Source organism: Bradyrhizobium sp. UFLA06-24, from assembly GCF_054967145.1.
In genome coordinates this window covers 1-24,654 of record NZ_JADFUE010000002.1, presented here as the reverse complement: position 1 = coordinate 24,654, position 24,654 = coordinate 1, and the positions used below count along the sequence as shown (strand labels likewise).

Annotated in this window: 29 protein-coding genes and 2 pseudogenes; 10 read left to right on the top strand and 21 right to left on the bottom strand. The window is 63.8% G+C overall.

The features are described from left to right. Positions 1–159: 159 nt before the first annotated feature. Genes IF809_RS02550 through IF809_RS02540 form a run of 3 tightly spaced genes read right to left on the bottom strand, consistent with a single transcriptional unit; the run spans position 160 to position 2,914 of the window. Positions 160–1,383 (bottom strand): ABC transporter substrate-binding protein, encoded by a 1,224-nt coding sequence (locus tag IF809_RS02550; protein WP_462836735.1) that lies wholly within the window; start codon positions 1,381–1,383, stop codon positions 160–162. A gap of 36 nt (positions 1,384–1,419) precedes the next feature. Continuing rightward, positions 1,420–2,166 (bottom strand): ABC transporter ATP-binding protein, encoded by a 747-nt coding sequence (locus IF809_RS02545; RefSeq protein WP_128965795.1) that lies wholly within the window; start codon positions 2,164–2,166, stop codon positions 1,420–1,422. Next, positions 2,159–2,914 (bottom strand): ABC transporter ATP-binding protein, encoded by a 756-nt coding sequence (locus IF809_RS02540; RefSeq protein ID WP_063983735.1) that lies wholly within the window; start codon positions 2,912–2,914, stop codon positions 2,159–2,161. Before IF809_RS02540 ends, IF809_RS02545 begins: the two co-directional genes overlap by 8 nt. A 342-nt stretch (positions 2,915–3,256) precedes the next feature. Here IF809_RS02540 and IF809_RS02535 point away from each other — a divergent pair, with 342 nt between their 5' ends. Continuing rightward, complete coding sequence (locus tag IF809_RS02535) at positions 3,257–3,904, top strand: PAS domain-containing protein (RefSeq protein ID WP_128965794.1); 648 nt, start codon at positions 3,257–3,259, stop codon at positions 3,902–3,904. Between the two features lie 56 nt (positions 3,905–3,960). Here the strand turns inward: IF809_RS02535 and IF809_RS02530 are convergent, their stop codons facing one another. Then, positions 3,961–4,326 carry an ArsC family reductase gene (locus IF809_RS02530; protein WP_128965793.1) on the bottom strand — a complete coding sequence of 122 codons (366 nt, stop codon included), beginning with the start codon at positions 4,324–4,326 and terminating at the stop codon, positions 3,961–3,963. Between the two features lie 108 nt (positions 4,327–4,434). On the opposite strand from IF809_RS02530, the gene IF809_RS02525 reads away from it, so the two are divergent. The 3 genes from IF809_RS02525 (at position 4,435) to IF809_RS02515 (ending at position 6,408) form a co-directional block, all read left to right on the top strand. Continuing rightward, positions 4,435–4,806, top strand: a complete 372-nt coding sequence (locus IF809_RS02525) for a tRNA-binding protein (RefSeq protein ID WP_128965792.1) — start codon at positions 4,435–4,437, stop codon at positions 4,804–4,806. 189 nt (positions 4,807–4,995) lie between these two features. Continuing rightward, a complete protein-coding gene (locus IF809_RS02520; RefSeq protein WP_128965791.1) occupies positions 4,996–5,628 on the top strand; it encodes a TetR/AcrR family transcriptional regulator in 633 nt (210 codons plus the stop codon). 3 nt (positions 5,629–5,631) lie between these two features. Then, a complete protein-coding gene (locus IF809_RS02515) occupies positions 5,632–6,408 on the top strand; it encodes a sulfite exporter TauE/SafE family protein (RefSeq protein ID WP_462836734.1) in 777 nt (258 codons plus the stop codon). Between the two features lies 1 nt (position 6,409). Here IF809_RS02515 and IF809_RS02510 read toward each other — a convergent pair whose 3' ends face one another. The 5 genes and pseudogenes from IF809_RS02510 to IF809_RS02490 form a co-directional block, all read right to left on the bottom strand. Continuing rightward, positions 6,410–7,114, bottom strand: coding sequence for a glutathione S-transferase family protein (locus IF809_RS02510; RefSeq protein ID WP_128965789.1), 705 nt, complete (start codon positions 7,112–7,114; stop codon positions 6,410–6,412). Positions 7,115–7,216: 102 nt separating this feature from the next. Then, positions 7,217–7,393 carry a hypothetical protein gene (locus tag IF809_RS02505; protein ID WP_188637406.1) on the bottom strand — a complete coding sequence of 59 codons (177 nt, stop codon included), beginning with the start codon at positions 7,391–7,393 and terminating at the stop codon, positions 7,217–7,219. 92 nt (positions 7,394–7,485) lie between these two features. Next, a complete protein-coding gene (locus IF809_RS02500; RefSeq protein WP_462836733.1) occupies positions 7,486–8,151 on the bottom strand; it encodes a DUF429 domain-containing protein in 666 nt (221 codons plus the stop codon). A gap of 31 nt (positions 8,152–8,182) precedes the next feature. Then, positions 8,183–8,279, bottom strand: a pseudogene (locus tag IF809_RS02495) (carboxymuconolactone decarboxylase family protein); the annotation flags it as partial. 13 nt (positions 8,280–8,292) lie between these two features. After that, positions 8,293–9,477 carry a serine hydrolase domain-containing protein gene (locus IF809_RS02490; RefSeq protein WP_462836732.1) on the bottom strand — a complete coding sequence of 395 codons (1,185 nt, stop codon included), beginning with the start codon at positions 9,475–9,477 and terminating at the stop codon, positions 8,293–8,295. 247 nt (positions 9,478–9,724) lie between these two features. On the opposite strand from IF809_RS02490, the gene IF809_RS02485 reads away from it, so the two are divergent. Further along, complete coding sequence (locus IF809_RS02485; protein WP_128965786.1) at positions 9,725–10,273, top strand: hypothetical protein; 549 nt, start codon at positions 9,725–9,727, stop codon at positions 10,271–10,273. A gap of 31 nt (positions 10,274–10,304) precedes the next feature. Here IF809_RS02485 and IF809_RS02480 read toward each other — a convergent pair whose 3' ends face one another. From IF809_RS02480 to IF809_RS02465, 4 genes are all read right to left on the bottom strand, one after another. Beyond that, positions 10,305–10,997 (bottom strand): GNAT family N-acetyltransferase, encoded by a 693-nt coding sequence (locus tag IF809_RS02480; RefSeq protein ID WP_462836731.1) that lies wholly within the window; start codon positions 10,995–10,997, stop codon positions 10,305–10,307. 4 nt (positions 10,998–11,001) lie between these two features. Further along, positions 11,002–11,349: a Lin0512 family protein gene (locus IF809_RS02475; protein ID WP_128965784.1), complete on the bottom strand. Its 348-nt coding sequence runs from the start codon at positions 11,347–11,349 to the stop codon at positions 11,002–11,004. Between the two features lie 24 nt (positions 11,350–11,373). Then, positions 11,374–13,200: a chloride channel protein gene (locus tag IF809_RS02470; protein ID WP_128965783.1), complete on the bottom strand. Its 1,827-nt coding sequence runs from the start codon at positions 13,198–13,200 to the stop codon at positions 11,374–11,376. Between the two features lie 106 nt (positions 13,201–13,306). Further along, positions 13,307–14,962: an acetolactate synthase large subunit gene (locus IF809_RS02465; RefSeq protein WP_128965782.1), complete on the bottom strand. Its 1,656-nt coding sequence runs from the start codon at positions 14,960–14,962 to the stop codon at positions 13,307–13,309. A 207-nt stretch (positions 14,963–15,169) separates the two neighbouring features. On the opposite strand from IF809_RS02465, the gene IF809_RS02460 reads away from it, so the two are divergent. Continuing rightward, positions 15,170–15,523, top strand: coding sequence for an MmcQ/YjbR family DNA-binding protein (locus IF809_RS02460; RefSeq protein ID WP_128965781.1), 354 nt, complete (start codon positions 15,170–15,172; stop codon positions 15,521–15,523). Here IF809_RS02460 and IF809_RS02455 read toward each other — a convergent pair. Continuing rightward, entirely contained in the window at positions 15,520–16,413 is an 894-nt protein-coding gene (locus IF809_RS02455) for a LysR family transcriptional regulator (RefSeq protein WP_462836730.1), read from the bottom strand. The genes IF809_RS02460 and IF809_RS02455 overlap by 4 nt on opposite strands. A gap of 126 nt (positions 16,414–16,539) precedes the next feature. Here IF809_RS02455 and IF809_RS02450 point away from each other — a divergent pair, with 126 nt between their 5' ends. Genes IF809_RS02450 through IF809_RS02440 form a run of 3 tightly spaced genes read left to right on the top strand, consistent with a single transcriptional unit; the run spans position 16,540 to position 18,105 of the window. Further along, positions 16,540–16,752 (top strand): tautomerase family protein, encoded by a 213-nt coding sequence (locus IF809_RS02450; RefSeq protein ID WP_128965779.1) that lies wholly within the window; start codon positions 16,540–16,542, stop codon positions 16,750–16,752. 37 nt (positions 16,753–16,789) lie between these two features. Further along, positions 16,790–17,662, top strand: coding sequence for a bifunctional helix-turn-helix transcriptional regulator/GNAT family N-acetyltransferase (locus tag IF809_RS02445; RefSeq protein WP_128965778.1), 873 nt, complete (start codon positions 16,790–16,792; stop codon positions 17,660–17,662). A gap of 56 nt (positions 17,663–17,718) precedes the next feature. Further along, on the top strand, positions 17,719–18,105 hold the full coding sequence (locus tag IF809_RS02440) for an ester cyclase (protein WP_128965777.1): 387 nt from the start codon (positions 17,719–17,721) through the stop codon (positions 18,103–18,105). Between the two features lie 19 nt (positions 18,106–18,124). On the opposite strand, the gene IF809_RS02435 is transcribed toward IF809_RS02440, so the two are convergent. Then, positions 18,125–19,351 carry an MFS transporter gene (locus IF809_RS02435; RefSeq protein ID WP_128965776.1) on the bottom strand — a complete coding sequence of 409 codons (1,227 nt, stop codon included), beginning with the start codon at positions 19,349–19,351 and terminating at the stop codon, positions 18,125–18,127. Positions 19,352–19,661: 310 nt separating this feature from the next. Then, positions 19,662–20,729, bottom strand: coding sequence for an alpha/beta hydrolase (locus tag IF809_RS02430; protein WP_462836729.1), 1,068 nt, complete (start codon positions 20,727–20,729; stop codon positions 19,662–19,664). A gap of 214 nt (positions 20,730–20,943) precedes the next feature. Between IF809_RS02430 and IF809_RS02425 the strand changes: the two genes are divergently transcribed. Next, positions 20,944–21,441, top strand: a complete 498-nt coding sequence (locus IF809_RS02425; RefSeq protein WP_128965774.1) for a peptide deformylase — start codon at positions 20,944–20,946, stop codon at positions 21,439–21,441. 20 nt (positions 21,442–21,461) lie between these two features. Here IF809_RS02425 and IF809_RS02420 read toward each other — a convergent pair whose 3' ends face one another. The 5 genes and pseudogenes from IF809_RS02420 to IF809_RS02400 form a co-directional block, all read right to left on the bottom strand. Next, positions 21,462–21,824, bottom strand: coding sequence for an ArsR/SmtB family transcription factor (locus tag IF809_RS02420; protein WP_128965773.1), 363 nt, complete (start codon positions 21,822–21,824; stop codon positions 21,462–21,464). Continuing rightward, complete coding sequence (locus IF809_RS02415; protein WP_128965772.1) at positions 21,824–22,486, bottom strand: SRPBCC family protein; 663 nt, start codon at positions 22,484–22,486, stop codon at positions 21,824–21,826. Before IF809_RS02415 ends, IF809_RS02420 begins: the two co-directional genes overlap by 1 nt. A gap of 188 nt (positions 22,487–22,674) precedes the next feature. Then, a pseudogene (locus IF809_RS02410) lies at positions 22,675–23,555 on the bottom strand (AraC family transcriptional regulator). 100 nt (positions 23,556–23,655) lie between these two features. Next, entirely contained in the window at positions 23,656–24,093 is a 438-nt protein-coding gene (locus tag IF809_RS02405; RefSeq protein ID WP_462836728.1) for a PIN domain-containing protein, read from the bottom strand. Beyond that, positions 24,090–24,377 carry a hypothetical protein gene (locus tag IF809_RS02400; RefSeq protein ID WP_128965769.1) on the bottom strand — a complete coding sequence of 96 codons (288 nt, stop codon included), beginning with the start codon at positions 24,375–24,377 and terminating at the stop codon, positions 24,090–24,092. The genes IF809_RS02405 and IF809_RS02400 overlap by 4 nt, the downstream gene beginning before the upstream one ends. Between the last annotated feature and the right edge of the window lie 277 nt (positions 24,378–24,654).

Sequence of the window (24,654 nt, the reverse complement as noted above, 5' to 3'; positions counted from 1 at the left end):
CCAGTCCCTTCGGCGTTCCCTAGAGAATCGGTTCTGATGGAATCAGAACCCAATCTCCAGATTCTTGTTTTGACGCGTTTTCTTCATGCGAACCGGTATCTACTTCGCTCGAAAACGCTTTGGAGTTGCCCGCCGGCCGGCGCCGGCGGGCTATTGGTCTCACTTCTTGAGCAGCGCGCACTTGCTCTCGGACAGCGGCGTGAAGGCCTGATCGCCCGGCACCGTGCCGACCAGCTTGTAGAAGTCCCACGGTCCCTTGGACTCCGACGGCTTCTTCACCTCGAACAGATAGGCGTTATGGATGGTGCGGCCGTTGGGCTGGATCTCGCCCTTGCCGAACAGATCATCATCCGTCGGCATCGACTTCATCTTCTCGACGACCTTGATGCCGTCATGCGGATTGCCGCCCAAGGCTTCCAGCGCCTTGAGATAGTGGCGCACGCCCGCATAGACACCCGCCTGCACCATGGTCGGCGGTGCATTGTTCTTCATCTTCTCGGCGAAGCGCTTGGAGAACGCCCGGGTCTGGTCGTTCATGTCCCAGTAGAACGTCTCGGTGAAGTTGAGGCCCTGCGCCGTCTCCAGGCCGATCGCCTTGACGTCGGTGAGGAACAACAGCAGCGCCGCGAGCTTCTGGCCGCCCTTGCCGATGCCGAACTCGGAGGCCTGCTTGATCGTGTTGGTGGTGTCGCCGCCGGCATTGGCGAGGCCGATGATCTTGGCCTTGGAGGCCTGGGCCTGGAGCAGGAAGGACGAGAAATCAGGCGTGTTGAGCGGATGCTTGACGCCGCCGATCACCTTGCCGCCGTTGGCGGTGACGACGGCCGTGGTGTCGCGCTCGAGCGCCGCGCCGAAGGCGTAGTCGGCGGTCAGGAAGAACCAGGTGTCGCCACCGGCCTTCACCAGAGCCTGGCCCGTGGTGTGCGCCAGCATGTAGGTGTCGTAAGTCCAGTGCACGGTGTTGGGCGAGCACTGCGCATTGGTGAGGTCCGAGGTCGCCGCACCGGAATTGATGTAGACGCCGTTCTTTTCCTTGACGACGTTGTTGACCGCAAGCGCCACGCCGGAATTCGGCACGTCGACGATGATGTCGACCTTGTCGACGTCGAACCATTGCCGCGCGATGGCGGTGCCGATGTCGGGCTTGTTCTGGTGGTCGCCGGAAATGATGTCGATCTTCCAGCCCTTGCCGGCAAGGCCGGAATCTTCAACCGCCATTTGGGCCGCGAGTGTCGACCCGGGGCCGCCGAGATCCGCATAGAGACCGGACTGGTCGGACAACGCGCCGATCTTGACGGTCTTGTCCTGCGCCGACGCGACGCCTGCCACGGCGAAGCTGAGCGCGGTGGTCAGCAGCAATGATGCAATCGACCTGGTCTTCATGCAATTTTCCTTTTCGAAGTCTTCTCTTTGGCCGTTCTAGACGCCGAGATAGGCGTGGAGCTTGTCCATATTGGCGGCAAGCTCCGAGTTGGAAAATCCGTCAATGATCTTGCCGTGCTCGACGACGTAATAACGATCTGCAACCGTGGATGCGAAACGGAAGTTCTGCTCGACCAGAAGGATCGTAAAGCCCTCCTTCTTGAGTCGCGCAATGGTGTGACCGATCTGCTGAATGATGACCGGCGCAAGACCTTCGGTCGGCTCGTCCAGCATCAGGAAGCTCGCGCCCGTGCGCAGGATACGCGCGATCGCGAGCATCTGCTGTTCGCCGCCCGACAGCTTGGTGCCCTGGCTGCTCAGCCGTTCCTTCAGGTTCGGAAACAGGTCGAAGATCTGCTCCAGCGGCAATCCGCCTGCGCGCACAACCGGAGGCAGCAAGAGATTCTCGCGCACATCGAGGCTTGAGAAAATTCCGCGTTCCTCGGGACAGAACGCGATGCCCATGCGCGCGATCTTGTCCGAGGTCGCGCGGATGATCTCCTGCTCGTTGAACTTGATCGAACCGGCGCGCTTGCCGATGATGCCCATGATCGATTTGAGCGTGGTCGTCTTGCCAGCACCGTTGCGCCCGAGCAGCGTGACGACCTCGCCCGCGTTCACGTCGAAATTGATCCCGTGCAGGATGTGGGATTCGCCGTACCAAGCCTCGAGGTTGCGGACCTGGAGGATGTTGCCGCCGGTTGCGGCCTTCACCGGTGCCTCGGCCATTGCAGTCTCAGGCATGACCGGCTCCCAGATAGGCTTCCTTGACGCGCTCGTCCTTGGTGAGTTCGGAATAATGGCCCTGCGCGAGCACCTGCCCGCGCGTCAGCACAGTGATGATGTCGGAGAGATTGGCGACGACGCTTAAGTTATGCTCGACCATCAGGATGGTGTATTTCGCCGAGATGCGCTTGATCAGCGCCGCGATCTTGTCGATGTCCTCGTGCCCCATCCCGGCCATCGGCTCGTCCAGCAGCATCATCTCCGGATCGAGTGCGAGCGTGGTTGCGATCTCGAGCGCGCGCTTGCGTCCATAGGCCATCTCGACCGCCGGCGTATTGGCAAATTCGCTGAGGCCGACATCGTTCAGCAGCTCGCGCGCACGGTCGTTGAAGCGGTTGAGCACGGACTTGGAGCGCCAGAAATCAAAGGAGCTGCCATGCTGGCGCTGGAGCGCGACACGAACATTCTCCAGCGCGGTGAGATGCGGAAACACCGCCGAGATCTGGAACGAACGCACCAAGCCCAAACGCGCCACATCGGCGGGCGCCATCGCGGTGATGTCCTGCCCCTTGTACAGGATTTTTCCGGCAGACGGTTTGAGGAACTTGGTCAGAAGATTGAAGCACGTCGTCTTGCCGGCACCGTTCGGGCCGATCAACGCGTGAATGCTCCCACGGCGTACCTTGAGCGCAACGTCGCGGACGGCGAAGAAGCCCGCGAACTCCTTGGTCAAGCCTTCCGTTTCGAGAATGAACTCATCGGCCAAACAGATTTCCCCCTGCCCGCGCGAACCGCGCGTGGCTCTCCTTGTTTACTTCGGCTTTCCGGAGGCCTTGGAGCCCGTCCCGGAACGCCGCCTCCGGGCGCGGAATATGCCGGAGGTGACGGGGGTTAGGCAAGGCGGAAAGCTGAGCAGGTCAGGCCTTTGACCGGGAGTCTTATGCTCCCTTAGTTGCAGGCTTTGCGATGTGGCCTGCCGGCCTCCCGGTCCGCAAGACACCGGTCATCAAGTCGTCGTTAACGGTCTTTGGCGCCCCGCGCCAGCCTTCATCAAAAATTTTCCCGCACGCGAGATCATGAACGCGCTTCATTCGCCGGGAATATTGTCTTGGATTTCGCCAGCTCAGCTCCCTCCGTCGTCAAGTCGATCCGGCAGCGCGATCTGCTCAACACGTGGCTGCGCCTTTATGCGCGCCAGCAGATTGCGCCGCCGATCTGGGAGTATCAGCCCGCGCGGCTCGAGGAGGAGCTGTCCGATCTCATCTACTACACGGTGGACGCTTCGACGCCGCCGCGCCTGACGATTCAGAGCGAGGGCACGCGAATCTCGAGCGCCTATGGCCACACCGGCAAGGGAATCCTGCTGGACGACTATGTCGGACCGCGGCTCGCGCCGTTCGTGATACCGATCTATCAGGAATGCGTGGCGCGCGGGCTCCCGGTCTACAGCGTTGCCGATGTCGACGACATCTACGGCCGCGTCGTCGCCTATGAACGGCTGTTGCTGCCGTTCCTCACCGACGACAGGGTCAGCCACGTCATCGCGTCGGTGAAGACCTTCTGCGAGGACGGCGGCTTCGAGATCAAGGATCTGCTGCGCGGAAATGACGCGCCACCTCGGCCGAAACTGCGCACGGTGATCGATCGTGACCTGTTTCACCGTGCGCCGGGCCGCATCGCGGCCGCCGACATCGTCGAATTCGCCGATCAGAGCGACGGCCCGAGTGTTTCCGCCGAAATCATCGAGCTGAACTGAATCTGGATTCGACGCGTTTTCTTATGCGAACCGGAATCCACTTCGCTTGAAACGCTTTAGCGCTTGCGCGAGACGGCGCCGACTTCCTTGTCGTAGATATCTGGCTTGAAGCCGACCAGGAGCTTGCCGCCGATTTCCAGCACCGGCCGCTTGATCATCGATGGTTGCGCTAGCATCAGCGCCAGCGCCTTCTTTTCCGTCAGGCCTTCCTTGTCGGCCTCGGGCAGCTTCTTGAAGGTGGTGCCCGCGCGATTGAGCAGCGTCTCCCAGCCGAGCTTGTCGCTCCATTGCTTCAGTTTGTCCTTTTCCACGCCGGCGGTCTTGTAGTCGTGGAACTCGTAGGCGACGCCATGGGTGTCGAGCCAGGTCCGCGCCTTCTTCATGGTGTCGCAGTTCTTGATGCCGTAGATGATGTTGGGCAAGACGGTCCTCGCGCATGCGTGATGCCTGGGCTGTTCGCGTTGTACGAAACTCCTGATCGCGCGACAATATCGCGAACGATGTTTCGACCTCTCCCGAACGGACACACTATGCACGTCACCCACGATCCCGCCGCATCCGCCTCGCCGACCATCGACTTCAACACGTTCCTCGCGGTCGATATCCGCGTCGGCACCATCGTCGATGCCAAGCCGTTTCCGGAGGCGCGCAAGCCGGCCTGGCGGCTATGGATTGATTTCGGCCCCGTCATCGGCGTGCGCAAGAGCTCGGCGCAGATCACCGAGAACCACCCGCTCGAGACGCTGGTGGGACAGCAGGTCGCGGCCGTCGTCAATTTCCCGCCGCGCCAGATCGGATCTGTCGTGTCGGAAGTCCTCACGCTCGGCTTTCCCGATGCGGACGGCAAGGTCGTGCTGATGCAGCCGAGCAAGCCGGTGCCGAACGGCGGGCGGCTGTTCTAGCGCTCTCACAGGCTGATCACCCATCGCTGATCCTGTTGCTTCGCGCCATCGTGCTCGGACTTGACCTGAAGCTGGTTCGACAATAAAACTGACTGACTGATCGCTTTTTATATGGGACGTCGCTCTGAAGGCCAGTCTTTGCGGAATTTCTAAAGTGATCGATCTGTCAGTTATTTGCGGACGGGACGGATGCCCAAGATCAGCGACAAGAAGCGTGAAGACAGGCGCCAGCAGATTCTCGAAGCGGCGCTCGCCTGCTTCTCCGAAGACGGGTTTCACCAGACCGGCATGGCCGACATCGTGAAGCGGTCGGGCCTCAGCCATGGCGCGGTCTATCTCTACTTCCAGAGCAAGGACGAGCTGATCGAGGCGCTCGCCGACGACCGGCATCGCCGCGAGGCGGTGCTCAACTCGGTTGCGCAAGGCTCCGGTCATCCCGTCGAGGGACTGCACGCGCTGGTTCGCGTCTACGCGCAATGGCTGACCGATCCTGCGGGCGAAGCGCGGCGCCGCGTCGGCATCCACGGCTGGGCCGAGGCGCTTCGCAACCGCCGCGTCCGCTCCAGCGTCGTCGAAGGCATCGCCATGCCGCGCGCGCTGATCGTGGCGCTGGTCGAACGCGGTCAGCACGACGGCCTGATCAGGCGCGACGTCGGCGCGGACGCGATCGCGCGCGTGCTGATCGCGATCTTTCAGGGCTTCGTGCTGCAAAAAAGCTGGGGCGAGGATCTTGATGTCACGGCCTGCATGGCAGCCGTGACCGGAGTGATCGACGGGTTTCGCACGACCCGGCCCGACATCAAGCGACGGGCCAGGACGTAAATCATGCCCTGGATGCACGAGGTCCTTGCCGGCATCGGCGTCGGTCTCGTCAGCGGACTGACGTCGGGCTTCATGGGAACGAGCCCCGGCGGCGGACTCGTCATCTTCAGCGTGCTGCTGCTCGGCGCGGAGCAACACGTCGCCCAGGGGACTTCGCTGATCACGCAGGTCCCGCCGACCGGACTCGCCGGCGTGCGCCGCTACTGGCAGAGCGGCAACCGCAGCCCGCTGCCATGGATCATCTGGATCGGCATCGGATTTCTCCTGGGCGGCGCGGGCGGCGGCTATGCCGCGGCGGCCGTGTCCGACGCGGTGCTGCAATGGACCTACGTCGGCTATCTCGTCGCGCTGATCGCTCTGCTGATCCTGCGTGGCGACCGCAAGGACAGCGGCGCCGATGACCGCGACCAACTGCCTTGGCTCCCCCTGCTCCTCATCGGCATGCTGGCGGGCTTCTCCTCCGGTTTCATGGGCATCGGCGGCGGCCTCGCGATCACGGTTGGTCTCGCCGCCGGTTTGCGCGTGCCGCAGCATCAGGCGCAGCTCGTCAGCCTGATCTTCTCGGTGATCCCGACCAACATCCCGGCAGCCTGGATCTACTGGAGCAAGGGCCTGATGGTGGGCTGGCCCGCCATCCTCGGCATCATCGCCGGCCTCTGGATCGGCACCGATCTCGGCGCCCGCGCGGCCAACCGTGTCAGCAAAGCGGTGCTGCGCCGGAGCATGATCGCCCTCGTGGCCGTCATGGCGCTCTATATGAGCTACAAGGCGCTGAGCTAGTTCACGGGCGCTTGGGGATGTTGAGCCCACGTTCCACGGCCGGACGCGCCAGTCCGAGTTCGAGCCAGGCAGCGACCGACTTGAACTGGCTGAACGCCACGAGATCGCCGGCGCCGTAGAAGCCGATGAGGTTGCGAACCCAGCCGAGCATGGAGATGTCGGCGATGGTGTAGTCGTCATCCATGAACCATTGCCGGCCGGAGAGATGCGCCTCCATCACCCCAAGCAGCCGTTTGGACTCGCCGACGTAACGCTCCAGCGGGCGCTTGTCCTCGAAATCCTTGCCGGCGAATTTGTGGAAGAAGCCGACCTGGCCGAACATCGGCCCGACGCCGCCCATCTGGAAATGCACCCACTGGATGGTCTGGTAGCGCCGCGCCGCATCCTGCGGCAGCAGCTTGCCGGTCTTCTCCGCGAGATATTGCAGGATCGCGCCGGACTCGAACAGCGGCAACGGTTTGCCGCCGGGACCGTTGGGATCGAGGATCGCCGGAATCTTGCCGTTCGGATTAAGCGAGAGGAATTCCGGCGTCTTCTGGTCGTCCTTGCCGAAATCGACGAGATGAACTTCGTAAGGCAGTCCGACCTCCTCCAGCATGATGGAGACCTTGACGCCGTTCGGGGTCGGCAGCGAATAGAGCTGAAGCAGTTCGGGATGCTTGGCAGGCCAGCGCTTGGTGATCGGAAAGGCGGACAGATCGGACATGGGGACCCCGGCGGCTTGCGTGAGATTCCGTCTAATCTAGGCGAGCCGGGATATGGCGCAAGGCCGGGACGTGTCACGCCGGATGTCTGCCGCGAATTCCGATCATAGTGGCTTTAGCAGATGATTGGTGGCGTAGACCACATCGTGCTGGGCGCGCTGCTCGATGAAGAGCTGCCCCGTGACGAGCAGCGCTCCGGCAAAAATGAGCGCGAGCATCGCGGTCGCTAACTGACTGGCATCATGCATCGTAGTACGAGCTTCTTCCAATTCTGTCCGCATGGGGAACGCGAGCCCACCACCGCCGGTTCCGGTAGGGTCCAAAAAAATTGCCTGTTTTTCCCGGGTGGCCGGAGCCGCTCCGCGGGACCGGTTCAGTAGTTGATCTCCATCCGCAAACTGCGCGGATCGATCTCGTCCCCGCCGATACGCTGCGTGCTGTTGCGCGCCGCGACCGCACAGGCGCAGGCATCGACGAGATCGTCGCAGCCGATGCCGGTGCCATGGCGCAGCGTCAGCCATTGCCGCAAACGCGTGAAGCCGCGTTGCGTGAGCAGCGCAATGCGCTGCTCACGGCCTTCCGCCGAGGTCTTCTTCGCAAGCCGGCTCCTCCCTGCAAGATTCCAGAAGATCAATTCCGGATGCGCTTCGCCGATTGTCGCCTGACGCTCCGGCGTCATGATCGCGTCGACGTCCCTGATCTTGTCCCTGATGTTCCAAAGCTGCGCCGAGACGCCCCTGCCCCTGCCTTCCCGCTTCCAGTAATGCCTGTTGGCCGCGGCCATGTCCGGAAATGTCCAGAGGTCGCGGCGGGCGCCGAGAAACACCGCAGGCCCCACCAAGTCGCGCCCACGCAGGTCGCATGCGCGGTAGCCGCCAGGCTTCAATCCGATCGGCATGTCGATCATCGCGCGCGTGTGCGGCATTGCGAGCAGGCGCGTCAGGCCCGTCGAATAGTCGAAGCCGTGATCGCCGCGTTCGTCGATCCACGCAGCTACCCAGCCGAAACGAAATCCATCGAGACCTAGATAGTTGTTCACGCGCATGGTCCCGCCTCGAACCAAGGCTCTCTCATCCCTCATCCCTATGGCGGTCAAACAGCCTCTGCGCCGACAATGCATGGCCGAGCGTACCGCCGGCGCGCAACGGCTCCTGCAATCAATGCAGCAATCTTTTCGCAATCAGCTCCCGACCGCCTGGTAGGCCAGGCGCTTGAACTCGAAGAAGAACGGATTCCAGAAGCCCAGATGACGCTGGGCCATCAGAACACCTGCGGTATTGGCCCCGGGGCAGATCCACCAATGGGTGCCGGCCAGGCCGCCCCATTGGAATTCGCCCGTGGAATTCGGCGGATCGAACTGGGTCGGCGCGAAGGTCACGGCGCCGCCGAGGCCAAAGCCCTTGCCCGGCATCGGCCCGAGATTGGCGAAGCGGATGGTCTGGCCCTCAGGCAACTGATTGATCATCATCTGCCGCAGCGTGTCCGGCTTCAACAGCGCATCCGGACCGGGTAGCAGAGCCCGCACCAGAGCGAGCATGTCAGGCAGGGTCGAGACCAGACCGCCGCCCCCCGACAGCCGCGGGAACGGCCGTCGATAGGCCTGGGGATACGGCAGATTATCGGCGCGCGTCAGGCCCGGCTTCATCGGATCGAGCACGTCGGCGCCGGTGTAATGCGCAACCAGCCTGCCTTGCTGCGCTTCAGGTACAAAGAAGCCGGTGTCGGTCATGCCGAGCGGATCGAAGATGCGCATCTTCAGGAACACATCGAGCGGCTTGCCCGAGACCACCTCGACCACGCGGCCAAGCACGTCGGTCGCCACCGAATATTCCCAGGATGTGCCGGGATGATAGGACAGCGGCAGGTCGGCGAGCTTGTCGATCATGTCGGTCAGCGGCGTCAGCGGATTGAGCACGCCCGCGTCGTTGTATCCTTTGAACAGCACCGTGCCGGGATCAAAGATGCCGTAGCTGAGACCGGACGTATGGGTCAGCAAATGCCGGATCGTGATCGGGCTCTTCGCCGGTTCGACATCGGCGAGACTCGAAGCACCCTGCTTCAGCACCTTGCGATGGCCGAGTTGCGGCAGGAATTTTTCAATGGGGTCATCGAGTCCGATGCGGCCCTCCTCGACCATCAGCATGATCGCGGAGGTGACGAAGATCTTGGTGTTGGAGAACGCGCGGAAAATATGGTCGGGTCGGAGTTGGGTCTTCGCCTCGCGATCGGCAAAGCCGACGCATTGCTGGTCGACCACCTCGCGCCCGCGCAGCACCGCCCAGGACACGCCGGGGATGATCTCCTGATCGACGTAGCGTTGCATCGCCGTCCGCGCGGCGGAAAAATCTGGCGTCCTGGCGTCCATAAATGCGCTCCTCCCTGAATTGGTCTGCGATGGATATAGCAACGAATCGTTCGCGGGGAAGCCCGTTCGCGTGAGGCGCGGACGACGCTGGTCATCTCAGCCTTTTTGTTTCGCCGCATGTTCCTACCCGCCCGAGCAACACAACGAAAACGTCAGCAATCCCTGCGGCAAGATCTCGTTAAGCGCGCGACCTTTAGCCTCACGGTCATGTTCAGCGTATCTTCATGCTCACCAGGAGTGACCGGCAATGACCTCGATCTCTGCAACGACCACCAATTCCTACTCCCCCCTTGACCGCCTCAAGAGCGAGCTCACCAAGGAAGTCTCGGCAGGGACCATCTCGTCGAGCGACCAGTCCGCACTGTCGTCGGCGCTCGACGACATCGATTCGACGATGAAGAGCGGCGCATCCAGCGCAAGCTCCTCATCGCCGCCTTCGGCTGACAAGATGCAGTCCAAGATCGACGACCTGATCCAGAACGAAGTGTCGAACGGCAAGCTGACCAGCGATCAGGCCAGCGAGTTGAAGAACGTATTCGCCAACACTTTCTCCGGCAGCGCCGGCGGCCCGCCGCCGCCGGACGGCAGCAGCGATGCGTCGGGCACGACCAGCACGGACTCGACTTCGTCGTCCGATTCCTCGTCGAGCTCGTCGTCTGCCGCCACCGCGGAGCTGATGAAGGAGCTGATCTCGCTGCTTCAGAACGCGACCAGCCAGTCGACCTCCTACAGCTCCAGCGGCAACTCGGCGTCCTCCAATGCATCCAGCGCGCTGCTGGTCGACTACAAGACTTGAAATCGACGGCCCGGCGCACCCCGCCGGGCCGTCACGCCTGCTTCGTGAACGCCGTCACGTGCAGACGCCGGCGGATGCGCATGCCCTGGCGCTGATAGAGCGCGATGGCCGAATTGTTGTTCGAAAACACGTGCAGGAATGGAATTTCGCCGCGCGCCTCGATTTGGCGCGCGACGGCTGCGAGCAGAGCCTGCGCATAGCCGCGTCCGCGATAATCGGGATGGACACAGACCGCCGTCATCTCGGTGAATTTGCCCGGCTTCATGCGCTCGCCGGTCATCGCGACCAGCTCGCCGCCAGCGCGGATGCCGAGGAACGTGCCGAGCTCGTGCGTCCGCGCGGCGAACGGACCGGGCTTGGTCAACGCCGTCAGCGCCATCATCGCGGGAACATCGGCCGCACCCAGCCTCACGATCTCGGCGTCACGCAACGAGCTGTCCGCGGGCGAGCCGATCATCTGCTCGCCGGTTTCCGATAGCACGACCTTGAAGCCCGAGGGGACGTCGACCGGCTCGGGCGTGAACAACGCCGTGACCTGCAAGGGCGGCAGGAGATCGCCGAGCGCGGCAAAGCTCGCCTCAGACATGTCGACCATGTCAGCGAACGGCGTCATGTCCACGGGATAGCGTCGCGCGCGCGAGCCTCCCTCGGCCAGGTGCTTCTGGCTCGTCGTCAGCGCGCTCCAGATCGGACGATCCAGCAATGCCTCATCGCTGTCGGACACCGGCCTAGTCCTTCTCGAAGCTGACGATCACGGCCGCATTGGCGATGAGGATGGGATCATTGGCCACTTCCGTGGCCGAGGGGATTTCCAGCCCACCTTTGACCGCGGTGACGGTCACGGTGCCGTAAGGAAGCTCCTTGGCAACCGCCTCCTTGTCGACGGCCTCAGGGTTGGGCACGCCGATGGTAACGTCGACGAACATGTCGCTTGCGGTCTTGCCGATCATCCGAAAGAAACCGAGACTCGAATGCCTGATGGCATCCGACACCGCGCGCTTGGCCGCCTTGGTGGCGTCCCGGCCGTGGACGTCGACGCCCATGCCCATCTCGGTAACGCAGCGAACACGTGTCATGTTCATTCCTGTCAGTGCTGGAATTCAGAGCGGCTGACCTTCCGCGATCCGCGGCTCCGGCACAAGCGCCTTTTCGCGCAGGAAATATGCATCGCGGTCCTCCTCCTGCGCGTTCACGACTGCGCGAATTCGCAGCAAATCCTTGCGAGCGACGAGGCCGACCACGCGATGGCTGCCACGATCGACCACCGGCAGCCGTCCGAGATCGGAGGCGACCATGAGATCGGCGACCCGCCCCAGCACGTCATCCTGATACGCGACGATGCTGGACGTGTCCGACACGACATCATCGAGCGTCGCCGCCTGATGATCGCCCTCGGTGCGCCAGCGCAGCACGTCGGCGCGGGTCACCATGCCGGTCAGCCGCCCATCGCTTGCTACGACGGGATAGGATTTGTGACGGCGCTGCTCCGAGGTGAAGAACGCGACCGCCGCGTCAATGGACATGTCGACCGGCAGAGTGTCGACATCAGTCACCATGACGTCGGCCGCTCGTAGCAGTTCGAACGGATCGACCGCGTATTCGCGCGTGATGTGCTGGCCGCGCCGTGCGATCTTCTCGGTCAGGATCGAGCGCTTGAGCAACAGTACGGTGACGGCATGCGCCGCGCCGGTCGCCGCCAGCAGCGGCAGCAGCATGTCGATGTTGCCGGTGAGCTCGATCGCGAACATCACGCCTGTCAGCGGCGAGCGCATCGTGCCGCCCATCATCGCGGCCATGCCGACCAGCGCCCAGAATGATGTGCCGCCAGGCAAGATCAGTCCTTCCATCCAGCCGGCCGTGCCGCCGAGAATCAGCAATGGCGCCAGCACGCCGCCCGATGTGCCCGAACTCAGCGCGACCACCCAGATTGCAGACTTCACCAGCAGCATCCGGATCGCCTCGTCACGCGCCATGTGGCCAGACAACAGATCCGCAATGACGTCGTAACCGACACCGAGCGCGCGGGGATCAATCAGGCCGCCGAGACCGACAACGAGGCCGCCGAGCATCGGCCACCACATCCAGTGCACCGGCAGATGTTCGAACAGGTCTTCGATCGCGTAGAGCAGCCGCGTCATCAGCCCGGATTGCAGGCCGGCGGCAATGCCGACGCCGATCGCAGCCGCTAGGCCCCACCAGGGCAGGTCCGGCCGTTCCGTGAACGGAAACAACGGCCCGGTCCCGAACAGCAGCGGGCGCCAGGCCGCCGAGATCACCGCTCCCGTCACCACGGGCAGGAAGCTGCGCGGCTTCCATTCGAACAGTAGCAGCTCGACCGCGAGCAGCACCGCGGCAATCGGCGTACCGAAGATCGCTGTCATGCCCGCAGCCGCGCCCGCGACAAGCAGCGTCTTGCGCTCGGCCGCGGTCAGATGGAAGCACTGGGCGAAGATCGATCCGATCGCGCCGCCCGTCATGATGATCGGTCCTTCCGCGCCGAACGGGCCGCCGCTTCCGATCGACACCGCCGAGGACAGCGGCTTCAGGATCGCGACCTTCGGCTGCATCCGGCTGCCACCGATCAGGATCGCCTCGATCGCTTCGGGAATGCCGTGGCCGCGAATCTTCTCCGATCCGAACCGCGCCATCAGCCCGATCACGAGCCCCCCGAGCGCCGGCGCCAGCACCATCCAGATTCCGGGATGGGCATTCGCAAGCGAGACGTTCTCAGTGCTGAAATGACCGAACCACACCAGATTGGTCACCAGCGCGATCAGCTTCAGCAGCACCCAGGCCGCCCCGGCACTGATGCTGCCGACCAGCAGCGCCATCCCGATCAGGACCAGCACGCGGCGGTCGGCGGTAAAATCTCCGGGTTTGCCGCGAGGACGCGGGAGGCCGCCGGTGATGTCGGGGGTCTGGCGCATGGACGTCTCTTGTCGGGAGGATTCTTCGCGCCCGCATTATATCGCAATGCGATATATATCAAGGAATGGCAGCTATGATCCTCGCAGCAAGATGGTAAACCGGGCGCTACTTTTGCCGCGCCCGCAGCTCGTCCACGAGCACCCGGACGTTTTCCGAATAGTCGATCGGAATCGAGACCAGGTGCACGCCGCCCTCCCTAAAGGCCGTCTCCAGCGTCGGACCGAAACTGTCGATGCTTTCGATGCGGTGGCCCTTGGCGCCATAGGCTTTGGCATAGAGCGCAAAGTCGGGATTGCCGAAGGTCATGCCGTAGTCGGCAAAATGGTCGACGGCCTGCTTCCAGCGGATCATGCCGTAGGCATTGTCCTCCAGCACCAGCACGACGAGATTGAGCTTGAGGCGAACCGCGGTCTCCATCTCCTGGCTGTTCATCATGAAGCCGCCGTCGCCGGCCACCGCGAGCACGCGGCGATCAGGATAGAGCATCGCGGCCATCATCGCCGACGGCAGGCCCGCGCCCATCGTCGCCAGCGCATTGTCGAGCAGCAGCGTATTGGCGACACGGGTGCGGTAGTTGCGCGCAAACCAGATCTTGTACATGCCGTTGTCGAGCGCGACGATGCCGTTCTCCGGGATGACCTGACGGATATCGTGCACGATGCGCTGCGGGGTCGGCGGCCAGCGCGTCTCGGTTGCGCGGTCGGCAATGTGGCTGAGGATGTCTTCGCGCAAGGGCAGCAACGCCGCCGCCTGCGGCAGCTTGCCTTCGAGCCGGTCGGCCAGAAGCTCCAGGCTGGGGCCGACGTCTCCGACGACCTCGGCGTCAGGGAAATAGACCAACTCGACGCTGGCCGAAGTGTAGCTGACGTGAATGACCTTCGGCCCCGATGGCCCCATGATGAAGGGCGGCTTCTCGATCGGGTCATGGCCGATCGCGACGATCAGGTCGGCAGCGTCGATGGCATCGTGGACATAGTCGCGTTCGGACAAGGCCGCGGTGCCCATATAGAGATTGGTGCCGCCGGGCACGGTGCCCTTGCCCATCTGCGTGGTGAAGAACGGAATGCCGGTCCGCCGCACGAAGCTCGCGATGCCGTGGGTGGAGCGCGGCCGGCTGGTCGCCGCCCCCATCATCACCAACGGACGCTTCGCGGCCAGGATCATCTCGGCAGCACGGTCGAGCGCGGCGCGATGCGCGACGGGGATCTCGATGGGATGGATCGGGATCACGGGAACGGCCTCGACTTCGTCGCCGGCGATGTCCTCGGGCAGTTCGAGATGCACCGGTCCCGGCCGCTCCTCCATCGCGACGCGGAAGGCATCGCGCACCACGGTCGGGATCGAGGAGGCGCTGACGATCTGCCGCGACAATTTCGTCAGCGGCTTCATGGTCGCGACCACGTCCACGATCTGGAATCGCGCCTGCCGGCTGCTCATGATCGGCTTCTGGCCGGTGATCAGGATCATCGGCATCGCGCCGAGATGCGCATAGGCGGCACCGGTCGACAGATTGAGCGCGCCGGGCCCGAGCGTGGAGAGGCACACGCCGGGCTTGCCGGTCAGCCTGCCATGGGTCGCCGCCATGAAGGCCGCGGCCTGCTCGTGGCGGGTCAGGACCAGCTCGATTTTCGACGTGCGCAGCGATTCGACGAGGTCGAGATTTTCCTCGCCGGGCACGCCGAAGATGCGATCGACGCCTTCGTTCTCGAGCGCCGCGACGAACAGGTCCGATCCCTTGACTTTCCGTTCCTGCGCGCTCATGTCGCCTCCACTTGCCGCCCGGGTATGAAGCAGGCGATGCATGGTAGCTGACTTGGCGGCCTGCACAACTCACAAAGCGGCGCATCTGCTCCCCTTCGCCATTGCGAACGCAGCGAAACACCTCAGAACCCGCGCGCGTCTCATCCCTTGTTAGTTGACGCGCGCTGCCCTAGTGACTGGCTTCTCCTGCCTGGTGCTCGCAAGCGCATGACCCCTAAGACATTCGAGACACGCTGCCTGCGCCTGCCCGCCGCCACCAAGGTGGTGCAATGGGAAGGCACCTCGGTGTTCAAGGTCGGCGGCAAGATGTTCGCCATCAGCGGCGGCTATACGGCGAGCTCGGGCGGCTACATGTTCAAGGTCTCCAACATGGCGTATTCCATGCTCATCGAGCACGGCCTCGCCCGGCCTGCCCCCTATCTCGCGCGGGCCAAGTGGGTGCAGCTTGTCAGCAACAACGCGCTGCCGGATGCGGAGCTGACGGCCTATCTCGTTCAGGCGCACGCACTGATCGTGGCAAAGCTCACGCGCAAATCACGGAAAACCCTTGGGCTCGGCTAGAGCTTCGCCTCACCGAAGATGCGACCGATCCAGTCGAGGAAGACGCGCAACCGCAACGTGAGCTGGCGATTTTGCGGATAGAGCGCCGACAGGGGCGTCGGCGACGGCGGATGGTCGCGCAGGACTTCGACCAGCGCACCGCTGGCGAGGTCGTTCGCAAAACGATAGCGCGGCGCCTGCACCAGGCCGAAGCCGAGCCGCGCCAGATCAGCCATCGTGTCGGAATTGTTCACCCTGATCCGGCTCGGCAGCACGACCTCCCGCAATCGCCCTCCGACCGAAAACTCCAGCGGCAACACGTCGCCGGTTCGTGACGAGATGAAGCCGACCATCTGGTGGCCGTCGAGTTCATCGGGCGACACGGGCGTGCCGTGCGCGGCGAGATAGGCCGGACTTGCCACCGTGATCTCCTCTATCGAGCCGAGACGACGCTGGATCATGCCGCTATCCTCGGGCTCGCCGGCGCGGATGACGCAATCGACGCCCTCGCGCACGAGATCGACGAGGCGGTCGCCCTGCCCGATCTGCAGCTCGATCAGCGGATGGCGCGCCAGGAACTCGGGCAGCTTCGGCAGAATGAACGTGCGCGTCAGCAGTGGATGCGCATCGAAGCGCAACAGCCCACGCGGCTGGGCGTCGCGCATCGCGCTCTCCGCCTCCTCGACCTCGGCCAGGATCGCTATGCAGCGGCGGTAATACTCTTCGCCATCGAGCGTCGGCGTGACATGCCGCGTGGTGCGTTCGAGCAGGCGCACGCCGAGATGGGCTTCGAGGCCGCGCAGGACTTCGCTCGCCGTCGAGCGCGGCAAGCCGAGATCGGCCGCAGCCGCAGTGAAGCTGCGCCTTTCCACGAGGCGAACGAACAGGCGCATGGTCTCGAAGCGGTCCATGGTCCGATTGTTCAACATAGCCGACAAGTGATGGCAAGAGCAGCCGGATGATCCCACGCATGCGATCGGCTAGTTCTCGCGCACATGATGGCGGATGATCCGGCGTCGCAAATATGGAGACCGACCATGCCCTTTGCCAACATCAAGGTGCCGCAAGCGGCGCTGTCGACCGCGCAAAAGGAGGAGATCGTGCATCGCGTGACCGCGATGTTCGTCGACTATTTCAGCGAAGCGGCGCGTCCGCATACCATGGTGCTGATCGAGGAAGTTCCTGATGGCGGCTATGGCCGCGCCGATGAAGTGTTCGTGATCCCTCCGGCATACCGGGCGAAGGGCTGAGATTGACGGCCAAAGCATCTCTGACTAAAGTCAGGTAATGCTTGATCCGGTCTCCCGCGTCCGCCGCTTCAACCGTGCCGTGACCTCCGCCGTCGGTGCGCTCGATACGTCCTTCCTCGGGCGCGGCCGCCCGCTTGGCGCGGCGCGCGTGCTCAATGCGATCGGACACGGCCGCTCCGACGTCGGCGAGATCCGCGATTATCTCGGTCTCGATTCCGGGCTGATGAGCCGGCTGTTGCGCAGTCTTGAAGATGAAGGCCTGATCGAGACGAGCGCGCATGAGGACGATGCCCGGCGCCGGGTGGCAAGCCTGACACGCGCCGGCAAGCGCGAGTTCGCGGCCTATGAAGCGCTGTCGAACACGCAGGCGGAAGGTTTCCTCGCCCGCAACGCGCAACGCGAAGCGCTGCTGGCGGCAATGGATCTGATCGCCTCGGCGCTGACACGCGGGCGGATCGCGCTCGTCGAAATGGAACCGCGAAGCGATGAGGCGCGCCATTGCCTCGGCGAGTACTATGCCGAGCTCGGCCGCCGCTTCAAACAGGGCTTTGATGTGTCGCTGTCGCGCGACCCCGATGCCAAGGACATGCGCCGGCCGCGAGGCAGCTTCATCGTCGCGATCTCGGACACGCTGCCGGTCGGCTGCGTCGGCCTGAAGGGAACGAACCACGGCTACGCCGAGATCAAGCGCCTCTGGGTCGCACCGTCCGCCCGCGGATTGGGGCTCGGCCGGCGCCTGATGGACGCGGCCGAACATGCCGCGCGTTCGCTCGGCATCGCGCTGCTGCGGCTGGATACCAACAGCGCCCTGCCCGAGGCAGGCCAGCTCTACCGCAGCACCGGCTGGCGCGAAATCCCGCGCTTCAACGACGATCCCTATCCGGATCTGTTCTTCGAAAAAAGGCTGTGATCGGCGCGCCGACTCCCTGCTTTCCGCGTTAGGCCCGGAGCCGCAGGAGCATCGCCATGACGCCAGCCGAACTCACCGACATCTATCGTGACTATATCGCCTGCCTCAACCGGCAGGATTGGCCGGCGCTGGGGAAATTCGTGCATGACGAGGTCGTGCACAATTCGCAGTCGTTCGGGCTGACCGGCTATCGCGCGATGCTGGAGCGGGATTTTCGCGAGATTCCGGATCTGCGCTTCGACATCGAACTGCTGATTTCCGAGCCGCCGCGTGTTGCGGCACGGCTGAAATTCGATTGCACGCCGGCCGGCACGTTCCTAGGGCTTGCCGTGAACGGCCGGCGCGTGAGCTTCTGCGAAAACGTGATCTATGAATTCGATGGCGCCAAGATCCGGCAGGTGTGGTCGGTGATCGACAAGGCCGCGATCGAGGCGCAGCTCTAGCTGCTGCGCCTCGCGAAGATCACGCCGCCACCGGGGCCGGCGCCGCCTCGCCTTGCGGCTTCGGGAACGGACGGAACGTCATCGCCATCAGGAAGGCGCCGAGGCCCATCGCCCAGGAGCCGATATAGAGCCAGGCATAGCTGGAGAACGCGTCGTAGATCAGGCCACCGGCGAGCGGACCGGTCGCCATGCCGAGGCTGCCGGCCATCGCCGTGCCGCCGATCACGGTGCCCATCATGCGCAGCGGAAAATTCTCGCGGATGATCACCGCATAGAGCGGCATGGTGCCGGCATAGATGAAGCCGAACACGGCTGCGACCGCATAGAAGGTCGTGAGCTGATGGGCGAACGCATAAGCGAGCGCGCCGAAGGCTTGCGCGAGCAGGCCCGAGACCAGCACGCGCTTGGCGCCGAGACGATCGCCCATCAGGCCGAAGGCGATGCGGCCACCGAGACCGGCGAGGCCCTCGACGCTGTAGATCGTCACCGCCGAGATCAGCGGGATGCCGCAGCTCACGGCATAGCTGACGGTGTGGATGATCGGGCCGGAATGGGTGGCGCAGCAGAAGAAATTGGTGGCGAGCAGGATCAGGAATTGCGGCGAGCGCAGCGCTTCGCTCCGCGACATCTCGGCTGGCGCCCCGCCCCCGCCCATCGTCGGGGCCGGCGGATGCGAAAGCCCCGGGGGACGGCGGACCAGCAGCGCGACCGGGATCATGATGATCGCAACGACCAGCGCCACGATCTGCATCGCGGTGCGCCAGTCATGATGCGAGACCAGCCAGGCCGCAAACGGCGCCATCGTCATCGGCGCCACGCCCATGCCGGCCGACACCAGGGAGACCGCAAGGCCGCGATGGGTGTCGAACCAGCCGGTGACGGTCGCCATCATCGGCGCGAAGATCGCAGCGCAGGAGGCGCCGACCAGAAGGCCGAACACGACCTGGAACGCGAGCAGCGAGGTCGCATGGCTCGCGGCGAACAGGCTGAGCGCCAGCACGCTCGATCCCGTCAGCACCACCGGCAGCGGCCCGAACTTGTCCGTTAGCGTGCCCCACGCCATGCTGGTGAAGGCCATCGCAAGAAAGCCGATCGTCATCGCGCTGGAGATGCCGGTCACCGACCAGCCGGTGTCCTTGGCGATCGGCTGGAGGAACACCGGCAGCGAAAACATGCCGCCGATGGCGACGCAGCCGAGCAGGCCGCCGGCGGCGACGATCACCCAGCGATATCTGGAAGCAGGCATTTTTGTCTCCCGTCAGGTCTGTCTCACCTGCAAGACGAATGGGAACCGCGCAAGCAGACAGGTCTTCCAACCTTTTTTGGGGCAAGCATTCGCGCCCCCAACAAAACGCCGAAAACAACCCCATGCACAGTAGCCGCCCACAGCGGAATCAACGGTTTGCGATCGGGGATCAATCGCGATGCCGTGAGCCTGGATTCCACGCCGCAATTTGACTGGCCGGGCAAAAACACCAGCACAATGCCATCATCCCGCCGAGTGATCCGACGATGAGCATTGAGCAACTGGTGTAGATCTCCGGCGAGTCCGCAGGCTAATTCGTCAGGCCCTGCTTTTCGATCCAGTCGTTGACCAGCTTTGCCACATCGTCGGAATTGCGGTCCATCATCATCATGTGGGTGTTGCCCCTAAGTCCCATCTTGGGCAGTTCGAACGTGTCGACCTTGCCACCGGCGGCCGCGATCGCCTGAGCCCATTTGGTCGGATTGACCACGAGCTTGGACCACACCGGGACCTTGTCGAGGAAATCGCCCCACACGATCAGATGCGGCACGCCCTTCAGCCTGGCCGCATCGACCTTGGCGGGATCCGGCGCACCGGACGGCTCGAGCGCGATCAGCGCCTTGACCTTGTCCGGCGCGTTCAGTGCAGCGGTGAAGCCGAAATTGCCGCCCTGACTGTGCACCACCACGATACAGGGGCACACTTTCTGCACCAGGGCATCATAGGCCTTCTGCGTGGCTGCATCGTTTGTTGCCCAGCGTGGAACGCTCTGCTTGGCGAACTGGTCGAACGCCTCGATCGGGAATTGCTCCCCCTCGAACGCCTCGCGCTTGCCGCCGACCTCGTAAGCAGGCCCGATCCGGAACAGCTCCCAGGCTTCTTTCTTGGGCCGGAAGAACGGCTCGCTCTTGAATATCTCGGGATAGCGCGCCCAGGAGGCGCGGCCGCGCTCGACCGCATCCGAGACGTAGACGTCATAGCCGGCATTGAGGAAGAATTGCTGCCAGCCCGGCTTGCCGTCGGGCTTGGTCTCCCAGGTCACACCCGACAGCCCGCCGCCGTGCCAGAGCAGCAGCGGCAGTTTCGACTTTGGCTGCGCGAGCTTGACGAACTGGACGTACATTTGCTCGACCGCGAACTCGCCGTTGGGATCGACCTTGATCGGCGGCGCACCGGGCGAAAACACGATCTCCTTGGACGGAAGCCCGTTGAGGGTCTCGGTGCGGCCGCCGACGTGGAAGCTGCCGACCTCCTTGACGAGATAGTCGGCCGCGGCGGGGTCGCCGCTGCAAGGGCCGTTGCCAGTGCGATCACGATCGTGCGCATGAAGTTGGTCCTCCCGAATGCTTGTTGTTGGTGGTAACGTTAGGCCAGACATCGATGCGTGGCAAATTCGCAGGCGCCCTGCCAACAGAAAGCCGAAACCCGCGCATAGAAGCCGACAGTAGCGGATCAATGGCTTACCCCACCGGTCACGTCCGGTGTCTCTCAGCCGTGCTGGCGCATAGAGATTTGACACGTCGGGCAAAACACCGGCACGATGTCGTCATCCCGACAGTTCGATCACTCTTCGCCTTGGCCGCCCCGAGCTCATGACCATTCGCCCGATCGTCCGCTATCCCGACCGCCGCCTTGCCGTGCCAGCCCGGCCCGTCACCGCCTTCGACGACGGCTTGCGCGAGCTTGCGGCCGATTTGCTGGAGACGATGCGCGCTGCGCCCGGGATCGGCATCACGGCGCCGCATATCGGCGTGCCCTTGCGGCTCGTCGTGCTCGAGCTCGATCCCGTCGCGGGGCCGCAGACCTACGTCAATCCTCAAATCGAGTGGGCCTCGCCCGAGATGATCCTGCACAAGGAAGGCAGCGTCTCGATGCCCGGCGTCACCGACGAGGTGCAGCGCCACGCCCGGGTGCGGATCAGCTATCAGGACCTCGACGACAACACGCAGACCGAGGAATCCGACGGCTTACGCGCCGTCTGCCACCAGCACGAGATCGATCAGCTCGACGGCGTGTTCTGGATCCAGCGGCTGTCGCGGCTGAAGCGCGAGCGGCTGGTGAAGAAGTTCGAGAAGATGGCGCGGGAATGACGGATCGAACCCGGAGACGGTCAGGCTCTCTTGCCGCCACGCTTGACGATGGGACCACGACTCCGCTCCCGCTTGCCGCGCGCGATCTCCGTTGCCAGCGCGTCCAGCTTCGGCTCCCAGAAATTTCTGAACTGGCCAATCCACGCATCCACTGCGCGGAGGCCCGCGACGTCGACCGAATAGAGGCGCCTCTGCGCCTCCGCGCGGACTGTTGCAAAGCCGCTTTCGCGCAGCACCTTGAGGTGCTGCGACACGGCCGCCTGGGTGATGCCGAACTCGGCACCGATCACTTCTACGACCTCGCCGGACGCCATCTCACCTGGCGCCAGCAATTCGAGAATGCGGCGGCGGACGGGATCGGCGAGGACCTCGAAGGCGTGCATCAGCTTCCCGTGCCCGGATGGGCGATCTCAGGCGGCATCTCGCCGCGATAGAAGGCGATGGTGCGGTCCGAGCGCTGCTTCGCCGAGGCGGGATCGACCCCGCTCGCAACATGCGCTGCACACCAACACTCGCCGCATCTCGTCATGAAGTCCTTGCCCTCCGCGGAGACCATCCACGCCTCGGCGATCTCGTGATCGACCGATGCCCCGGTCGCAAGATATCGCTCAAGTCCTGTGATGGCGAGATCCCACCCGATCCCCACCGCGCCTGGACCGAACTGTTTCCAATGATCCTCGATAACAGCGGTATGCTCCAGCGTCAGACGCGCCTGATTGCGTTCTGCCGCAAGCGTCACCTCGATCCAGCTCACCGCGCCGCCGAATTCCCATGTCGCAGCAAAATGGGTCGGTGGCGTACAGGCCGTGACCGTGCCGCCCGCATTTCCCTTGAGCTGGTAGCGTCCGCCGAGCTGCAAGTCTCCTTCGACCGGCAAGAACCAGCGCGGAATGCGCTGCTTGCTCGTCACCGCGTCCCAGAGATCGTCGACATCCGTATCGTACAGCCGCGTCAGGATCACCGCGCTGGCCGCTTTGCCGTCCTTCTCGAAGTTCCGCACCGAACGCGTCACAAGCCCCAATACCCTGGCGACGTCGATCTCCATCTTGATTCTCCCTATTTCCAGGCGTGGGATGAGAATATCGGTGATGGCTAATATAAGTCAACCCTTATATTCATGCCGTAGCACCGCACGCCGCGGCAGCGGAGCCTCAGATGCTCGAGCGCGAAGTCACGACAAGCTGCGACTGCACCTCGCGCAGCCGCAGCCTGATTTTTGCGCCATGCGGCGCACTATTTCAGCGGCAGGAACAACTCCGCGACCGTCTCATGCTCCGGTACGTCAGGGAAGAACTTCAGCCGCTGGCAATAGATCGGGAAGTCGCGCGCTTCCTCGCCACTGGCCGGCAGCCAGTCGCGGTACAGAAACAGCGCGGCGGGCTCGAGATTGTCGGTGTAGCCGACGACACGCAGCACGGCGCAGCGGCCGCCGGGAATCTCGCCGGCCTTGATATCTTCACCGCTTGCGGCGATCGGCCGGTCGTGCCGACGCAGAGGTCGATGCTGTAATCGGCAGGCTGCGCGGGCCGCCGCTCGGAGCGCCAGACGGTGAAGGTCGGATGAGCACTGGGGTGCAGTCCGGCCGCCTTGCGCCAGGCGATGAAGCGCTGGATGGTGGCAGGAAGCGTCGCCGGGTTACCCCGATGCTCCATGATCGCCACCTCAGTGGTCGGCACATCGCGGATCGTCACGTCGTCTTTGGTAAAGGTCGTCTGCATGAGCTTGCTCCTCGCATCTTAGAGAGGCCCGAAGGCCGCAAGCCACGGCTCCCAATCCGGCGATTTGCGAAAGGACGACGGCGATTGCCCGAACCGTTGCCGAAAGGCGCGGGCGAAGGCATCGGGCGCGCCGTAGCCGGCCTCCATCGCGATCTCGGTGACATCGAGGGCGTCGTCATAGGCCGGCTGGTGGGACGCGCGTTTCATGCGGGCCAGCTGGACATAACGATGCACCGACAGCCCGAAGGTCGCGGTGAACTGCCGGTGGAAATGGAATTTCGAAAAGGCCGCAACGCCGCTCAAGCTGTCGAGGTCCAGATCATCGTCGAGATGCCGATCGATATGATCCAGCACCCGCCGCATCCGGGCCCGATAGTTTTGCAGTGCCGCCGTCATCGTCCCTCCTCCGTGGCGGATGCAGTTACGCCGGGATGGCCAGGGTGCGCTCGACCGATCTTGCGGTTTGGGACAAATTCGGAGTGCTACTCCGGCCGCGCTACGTAGCGGTCTCCGCAAACGCACGCAGGAGGTTCGGCGTCGACCAGGTCGCGACACCCGTACCGGCGAAATCGCGATCTGTCGTCCAGACGTCAGCATCGACACTCCAGGCAAGCGCCAGCACATGCGCATCGCGCTCGGACCCGTTGCGGCTCGGCACGGCGTCTCGCAGCGTCTCCTCACATCTGGCGAGCATGGGCTCCAATGCGGCTACCGGCACGATCGTCATCGATTCCGCCAATGCGTCGAGCACCTCGATCAACTCCGGTCGCCGCAACCCCAGCAGGATACGCCGCCTCGCTTCCTGGATAACGCGGTCCGTCGTCACCAGGATCACGCTGGCGGCGGCCGCCAAGAGGGCGCCGGAGCTTCGGCCCCGAACTGCAGCGATCAGAATGGCAGCATCGATGACAATCGTGGTCGACGGGCGCCTCATGCTTTCGACTTGGCCGTCAGAGCCCTCACGGCCGAGACGGACCAATCGACCGGATCGACCTCACCGAACTCAGCGAGCGCCGCGTCGTCCGCGGCGACGTCCCGTCGCTTCGCGAGCCTCTCGGCACGCGCCAGAACCGCCGCGAGCCGGTCCGGGTCTGCCGCCTTGAGCGGGATAAGGAGGCCAACCGTCCGCTCTCCAGACTTGACCGGCGTAGGACCGGGCAAAGCGCCGATCGCCTCGCCAGAAATCTTCTGCAAATCGCGGATACTGATGTGGCTCATGGCAATTACATACACCCATATGTAACACTCCGCAAGAGTGGGGAGGCTAGAGCGAAACAACAGCCCATGCCTTGCAGCCCGTACCCGTCGCCAGTTCCTTGGCCACCGCCCCGTCAGTCCAGTCCCGGTGGAGCGGCGCCATCGGGTGCGACCCCGCCCCCGGCCTGCATGCCTATCAACGCCGCCCGCCGCCGCACGAACTAGCACTACTTTGGCAGAATGTGTTTTGGCCGCTGTTTTTCAAGAATTTGCTTTCGGCAATATGGGCATTGCTGAG